Genomic DNA, 6,721 nt, shown 5'->3' with positions numbered 1-6,721 from the left:
GGCTGCCGCCGCACCGCGACCGGCCGCCTCGGCGCCGCGTCCGGCGTCGTCGGCACCCCGCCCGGCTGCAGCACCGCGTCCCGCGGCCGCCGCACGTCCGAGCACCACCCCGGCCGCCCGGCCGACCACGACTGCCGCTTCGAAGCCCGCCACCCCGAGCCCCGCGTCCGCGGGATCGACGGCTGCTGCGAAGTCGGCCACGCCGAAGCCGACCGGAACGCCGCGTCCCGCGCCGCGCCCCGGACCCGCCGCTGCGGCAAAGGCACAGACCAGCACGACGGCTTCGGAAGAAGCCAGCTGAACCCGAACGAACGGACGGGCCGACCCACCGGTCGGACCGCACCAGACGAGTCGCACGATCCCGTGCGATGTAACGACAAGGAGACACGGCAGCCATGCCGAAGAACAAGACGCACTCCGGTGCCAAGAAGCGCTTCCGGGTCACCGGGACCGGCAAGGTCATGCGTGAGCAGGCCGGCGGCCGCCACCTGCTCGAGCACAAGTCGAGCCGTCGCACCCGCCGCATCGCCGGCGACCTCGTCGTCTCTCCTGCCGACGCCCCCCGTATCAAGAAGCTGCTCGGTAAGTGATCGCGGGGGCGCACCAGCGCCCCGGTCACCCATCCCGAGCCCGAGACCAGCAAGGAGCATCACGTGGCACGCGTGAAGCGGGCGGTAAACGCCCAGAAGAAGCGCCGGACAACCCTCGAGCGCGCCAGCGGTTACCGCGGGCAGCGGTCGCGCCTCTACCGCAAGGCGAAGGAGCAGGTCACCCACTCCCTCGTCTACTCCTACCGTGACCGCAAGGTCCGCAAGCAGGACTTCCGCAAGCTGTGGATCCAGCGGATCAACGCTGCGGCGCGCGAGCAGGGTCTGACCTACAACCGCCTCATCCAGGGCCTGAAGCTCGCGGGCATCGAGGTGGACCGCCGTGTGCTGGCCGACCTCGCCGTGAACGACGCCGCGACGTTCAACACGCTCGTGGCCGCCGCCAAGGCTGCCCTGCCCGAGGACGTCAACGCGCCGAAGGCTGCGTGACCCTCGTGCGCTGAGCCCGACCGCCCAGAGCTCCCTCGCCGGAGCCGGGCGGCGGGTCGGCGTACCCGAAGCCCCCGAGGTCCTCAGGACCGCCGGGGGCTTCGTCGTCCCCGGCCCGGCTCCCCGAGCGCTATCGCCGGTCACCCGCCGCTGCCGCCGGCCCGCGAGCGCTACCGCGGCACGACAGCGCTCGGCGACGCGCGACCGCGCTGGGTGATGCGCGACCGCGCTGGGCGACGCACGACCGTGCAGTGTGGCCGGCGGGTCGCGTCGCGACGTCGATCCGCGCGGGCGTCCCACCCCGTGCGCGTCCCGACCCGCTGCCCGCACGAGCACGCGATGATGTCCCGGTGAGCACCCTGACCAATCCCCGCGCCGAGCGGGTCAAGGCAGTGCGGGCGCTGAGCAACCGGGCGGTTCGGCAGCGTGCGGGGCGGTTCGTCGTCGAGGGGCCGCAGGCGGTCCGCGAGGCCGTGCTGGCCGGGGCCGACGTGCACGACGTGTACGTGACGACCGAGTCGGCGCAGCGGTACCCGGAGATCGTCGTCGGCGCGCAGGACCGGGGGATCCGCGTATCGGTGGGGACGGCCGAGGTGCTCGACGCCATGAGCCCGGACGGCCAGCGGATCGTCGCGGTGGCCTCCCTCACCGCTCACGCCCTCGACGAGCTCGTCGGCCCGCGGCTCGTCGCGATCCTGTCGAACGTCCGCGATCCGGGGAACGCCGGCACCGTGATCCGGGCCGCGGACGCGGCGGGCGCGGACGCCGCCGTGCTGACCAGCGAGAGCGTCGACGTGCACAACCCCAAGGTCGTCCGGTCGACGGCCGGTTCGCTCTTCCACCTGCCGGTGGTCACCGGGGCGGACCTCGCGACGACGACCGGCCACCTGCGCCGTGCGGGCCTGCTCGTGCTGGCGGCGGACGGCGCCGGAGACTTCGACCTGGACGACCTGCTCGACGTCGTCGGCTCCGCGGAGGACGGCGTGCCGGACCTGAGCCGCCCGACCGCCTGGCTGTTCGGCAACGAGGCGTGGGGGCTTCGCGACGAGGACCGGGCGCTGGCGGACGCGGTGGTCCGGGTGCCGATCCGGGGCCGTGCCGAGTCGTTGAACCTGGCCACGGCGGCGACGGTCTGCCTGTACGCGAGCTCCCGGGCGCACCGGTGAGGCTGTTCGCGGCCGTCTGGCCTCCTGAGCACGTGCTCGACCATCTCGACATCGCTCTCGGTGCGGTGCGTGGCGCACCGTCCGGGCTGTCGCAGGCGGTGCGCTGGTCGGCGCGGGAGACGTGGCACCTGACCACGGCGTTCTACGGCGACCAGCCCGACGGTGTGCTCCCGAGCCTGACCGCGGAGCTCGCCGAGCTGGCCGCCGGGATCGAGCCGTACGAGCTGGTCCTGCGCGGTGCGGGGGTGTTCTCGCACCGCACGCTCTGGGTCGGAGTCGGCGGCGACGTCGAGACCCAGCGCGCCGTGAGCGTCGGGTGCATCGAGGCGGGCGACGTACCGGACCGGCGCGCCCGCGAGCGGGCGCACCTCACGATCGGCCGCGTGCGACCGGGCAGCCGGCCGCCGCGGCGGGGCTCGTCGCGCAACGAGCGTGGTCGGCCAGGCCCGGAGCCGGACCGCGAGGTGGACGTCGCCGAGGGCATCGTGCGGGCGCTCGCCGTGTACGAGGGGCCGCGCTGGGAGGTCGACGAGCTCCTGCTCGTCTCGTCGCAGCCCGGCGCTGGGCGTGGGGGAGGACCGCTCTACGAGGTCGTGGAGAGGTTTCCGCTGGGCGGGCGTGGCAGGATGGCGCCATGACAGCGCGTACGCAGGCGGCCGGCGGTCGCCGATTTCCCGGGCCCGTTCCCGGGCTGCGTCACTGACGCGCACCTGAGCAGGCCGTCCGACGCCGGACCGGCCGCTCGTCCCCGGATCGGGCGCCTCTAGACTTGTCCGCCGGCCCGGATGCTGCTGCGTCCCGGCCGAGAGCCGCGCTGTACACATTCTTGGAAGGTCCCGATGTCCGACGACACCGCCCTGTCCCCGCTCGACGCCCCCGCGATCGACGCCGCCGTGGAGGCCGCCCTCAAGGCCCTCGATGCTGCGTCCGACCTGGACGCCCTGAAGACGGCCCGCCTCGAGCACGTCGGGGAGCGCAGCCCGATCGCGCAGGCCAACCGCGCCATCGGCGGGCTCGAGCCCGCCGACAAGGCGACCGCCGGCAAGCTGCTGGGCCAGGCCAAGGCGCGCCTCGGCCGAGCGCTGGCGGAGCGTCAGGCTGAGCTCGAGGCCGAGCGCGACGCCCGGGTCCTCGTCGAGGAGACCGTCGACGTCACACTGCCCACCGACCGGCATCCCCGCGGCGCCCGGCACCCGCTGGAGGCCCTGTCCGAGCGGATCGCCGACATGTTCGTCGCGATGGGCTGGGAGATCGCCGAGGGCCCCGAGCTCGAGGCGGAGTGGTTCAACTTCGACGCGCTGAACTTCGGCGTGGACCACCCGGCACGCCAGATGCAGGACACGTTCTTCGTCGATACCCCCGGGCTGGTGCTGCGGACGCACACCTCGCCGGTGCAGGCCCGCACGCTCCTGTCCCGGGAGCTGCCGGTCTACATCGCGTGCCCCGGCAAGGTGTTCCGCACCGACGAGCTCGACGCGACGCACACGCCGGTGTTCCACCAGGTCGAGGGCCTCGCGGTCGACAAGGGCCTGACCATGGCCAACCTCAAGGGCACCCTCGACCACTTCGCGCGTGCGATCTTCGGGCCCGAGGCGCGCACGCGGCTGCGCCCGTCGTTCTTCCCGTTCACCGAGCCCAGCGCCGAGATGGACCTCTGGTTCCCGCAGAAGAAGGGCGGCCCGGGCTGGATCGAGTGGGGCGGCTGCGGGATGGTCAACCCGAACGTGCTGCGGGCCTGCGGCATCGACCCGGAGGTCTACTCGGGCTTCGCGTTCGGCATGGGTATCGAGCGCACCCTGATGCTGCGGCACGGCATCGCTGACATGCACGACATGGTGGAGGGCGACATCCGCTTCTCCGCCCAGTTCGGGACGGAGATCTGATGCCCCGCATCCCTCTGACGTGGCTCGCGGAGCACGTCGAGATCCCGGCGGACCTCACCGCCGAGCAGCTCGCCGCGGACCTCGTGCGCGTCGGGCTGGAGGAGGAGGCCATCCTCCCCGCCGCCGTGTCCGGTCCGCTCGTGGTGGGGCTCGTCGTCGAGCGCACGCCCGAGGAGCAGAAGAACGGCAAGACGATCAACTGGTGCCGCGTCGAGGTCGGCCCGGAGCACAACGAGCCCGGCGGTGCACCGCGCGGGATCGTCTGCGGTGCGCACAACTTCGACGTCGGCGACTCGGTCGTCGTCGCGCTGCCCGGTGCCGTGCTGCCCGGGCCGTTCCCGATCGCGTCCCGCAAGACCTACGGGCACGTCTCCGACGGGATGATCTGCTCCCAGCGCGAGCTCGGCCTCGGCGAGGACCACGCCGGGATCATCGTGCTCTCGCGCCTCGGCATCGAGGCGGCGCCGGGGACCGACGCGCGCGAGCTGCTCGGGCTCGGCGAGGAGGTCCTCGAGATCAACGTGACGCCGGACCGCGGCTACTGCTTCGCGATGCGCGGCGTGGCCCGCGAGTACAGCCTGTCGACCGGCGCGGCCTTCACCGACCACGGGCTGCCGACGAGCCCGCTGCCCGGCGCGGGCGGCGGCTTCCCCGTCGAGATCGACGACGCCGCGCCGATCAACGGGGTGCCCGGCGCCGACCGGTTCGTCGCGCAGGTCGTGCGCGGCGTGCGCGCCAACGACCCCTCGCCGCAGTGGATGCAGCGCCGGCTGCAGCAGGCGGGGATGCGTCCGATCAGCCTCGCGGTCGACGTCACGAACTACGTGATGCTCGACCTGGGCCAGCCGCTGCACGCGTACGACCTGGCCAAGGTCGCCGCGCCGATCGTCGTCCGTCGCGCGGCGGCGGGCGAGAAGATGCGGACCCTCGACGACGTCGAGCGCGTGCTCGACCCCGAGGACCTGCTCATCACCGACAGCCCCGACGGGGCGCGTGCGTCGCGACCGATCGGGCTCGCGGCCGTGATGGGCGGCGGTGACAGCGAGGTCGGCCCGGACACCACGGACCTGCTCGTCGAGGCCGCGCACTTCGACCCGATCACGGTGGCGCGCACGTCTCGTCGGCACAAGCTGCCGTCCGAGGCCGCCAAGCGGTTCGAGCGCGGCGCCGACCCGCAGCTGCCGCGCGTGGCGGTGGCGCGCGTCGTCGCGCTGCTCGCCGAGTACGGCGGCGGGGTCGCGGACGCCGAGGTGACCGACGTGAACGACGTCGTCCCGCCGGCGTCGTTCGTCCTCCCGCTCGACCTGCCCGCACGGCTGGTCGGGGTCGACTACACGGCCGACGAGGTGCGGGACGTGCTCACCTCGATCGGCTGCGTCGTCGAGGCAGAGTCCGCCGGGGCCGTCCGGGTCACGCCGCCGTCCTGGCGACCCGACCTCGTCGTCGCGGTGGACCTGGTGGAGGAGGTCGCACGCCTGCACGGTTACGACCAGATCCCGTCGATCCTGCCGTCGGCGCCGGGTGGCCGCGGCCTGACCGAGAAGCAGCGCTCGCGGCGTTCGGTCGCGCGTGCGCTGGCCGAGTCCGGCCTGGTCGAGGTGCTGACCTACCCGTTCATCGGCATGGACCAGCTCGACGCGCTCGGGGTGCCGGCCGACGACCCCCGCCGACGTGCGGTGCGCCTGGTCAACCCGCTCTCGGACGAGCAGTCGTTCATGCGGACGAACCTGCTGGTCACGCTGCTCGACGCCGCGCGGCGCAACGTCAGCCGGGGAGCGACCGACGTCGCGATCTTCGAGATCGGCCTGGTCACGCGCCCGCTGGCCGACGCTCCGGCAGCCCCTCGGCTGCCCGGTGGCGTCCGGCCGTCCGACGCCGAGCTGGCGGCGATCGACGCCGCCGTCCCGCCGCAGCCGCGCCGGTTGGCCGGCGTGCTCGCCGGCGCGCGCGAGCCCTCCGGCTGGTGGGGACCGGGTCGTCGTGTCGACCACACCGATGCGCTCGCGTCGGTGCGTCTCGTCGCGGACGTGCTCGGCGTCGAGCTCACGGTCACGGCGGACCCGGGCCACATGCCGTGGCACCCCGGACGCTGCGCGCGGCTCACCGTGGACGGTGTGCTCGTCGGCCATGCCGGGGAGCTGCACCCGAACGTCGTCGCCGCCCACGGGCTGCCGGCGCGGGCCGTCGCGTTCGAGCTGGACCTCGACGCCCTGCTCGCCGCGGCGCCGACCGAGCCGTACCAGGCGCGGCCGGTCTCGACGTTCCCGGTGGCCAAGGAGGACATCGCCCTCGTGGTGCCGGCGGACGTGCCTGCCGCCGACGTGCTGGAGGCGGTCCGGGTGGGCGCGGTCGCGTCCGCCGCGGGCGACGTGATCGAGGACATCCGGCTGTTCGACGTGTACGAGGGCGAGCAGGTAGGGGTCGGCAACCGGTCGCTCGCGTTCGCGCTGCGGCTGCGCGCGGACGACCGCACGCTGACCGCGCAGGAGACCGCGGGCGTGCGCGACTCCGTGGTCGCCGAGGCGCACCGGAGGTTCGGCGCCACGCTGCGTGCCTGAGACAATTGTCCGCAGAGTGGGCGGGTCGCGAGGTCACCGATGTTCGGCCTCGCGGCCCGTTCCTGTGTTTGCGCTGG

At 73.8% G+C, this 6,721-nt stretch carries 7 protein-coding genes; 6 read left to right on the top strand and 1 reads right to left on the bottom strand.

Going from position 1 to position 6,721, the window contains the following annotated elements; all coding sequences use genetic code 11:
• Nucleotides 1-201: hypothetical protein (locus tag AC1DZC_RS19295; RefSeq protein ID WP_477044383.1), on the bottom strand; the 201-nt coding region annotated here is incomplete at its 3' end.
• 194 nt (nt 202-395) lie between these two features.
• Here AC1DZC_RS19295 and rpmI point away from each other — a divergent pair.
• From rpmI to pheT, 6 genes are all read left to right on the top strand, one after another.
• A complete protein-coding gene (gene rpmI / locus AC1DZC_RS19290) occupies nt 396-590 on the top strand; it encodes a 50S ribosomal protein L35 (protein ID WP_028046910.1) in 195 nt (64 codons plus the stop codon).
• A 63-nt stretch (nt 591-653) separates the two neighbouring features.
• The gene (gene rplT, locus AC1DZC_RS19285) at nt 654-1,037 is read left to right on the top strand and encodes a 50S ribosomal protein L20 (RefSeq protein ID WP_028046909.1); all 384 of its coding nucleotides are present in this window, start codon (nt 654-656) and stop codon (nt 1,035-1,037) included.
• Nucleotides 1,038-1,387: 350 nt separating this feature from the next.
• The gene (locus AC1DZC_RS19280; RefSeq protein WP_477040982.1) at nt 1,388-2,203 is read left to right on the top strand and encodes a TrmH family RNA methyltransferase; all 816 of its coding nucleotides are present in this window, start codon (nt 1,388-1,390) and stop codon (nt 2,201-2,203) included.
• Nucleotides 2,200-2,841 (top strand): RNA 2',3'-cyclic phosphodiesterase, encoded by a 642-nt coding sequence (thpR, locus tag AC1DZC_RS19275; RefSeq protein WP_477044382.1) that lies wholly within the window; start codon nt 2,200-2,202, stop codon nt 2,839-2,841. Before AC1DZC_RS19280 ends, thpR begins: the two co-directional genes overlap by 4 nt.
• A gap of 201 nt (nt 2,842-3,042) precedes the next feature.
• On the top strand, nt 3,043-4,086 hold the full coding sequence (gene pheS / locus AC1DZC_RS19270) for a phenylalanine--tRNA ligase subunit alpha (RefSeq protein ID WP_477044381.1): 1,044 nt from the start codon (nt 3,043-3,045) through the stop codon (nt 4,084-4,086).
• Nucleotides 4,086-6,644: a phenylalanine--tRNA ligase subunit beta gene (pheT, locus tag AC1DZC_RS19265; RefSeq protein ID WP_477044380.1), complete on the top strand. Its 2,559-nt coding sequence runs from the start codon at nt 4,086-4,088 to the stop codon at nt 6,642-6,644. The genes pheS and pheT overlap by 1 nt, the downstream gene beginning before the upstream one ends.
• Nucleotides 6,645-6,721: the final 77 nt, after the last annotated feature.

The sequence above is a fragment of the Cellulomonas sp. P2_B4 genome (genome assembly GCF_056404795.1).
This window is presented reverse-complemented; position numbering and strand designations above follow the sequence as displayed.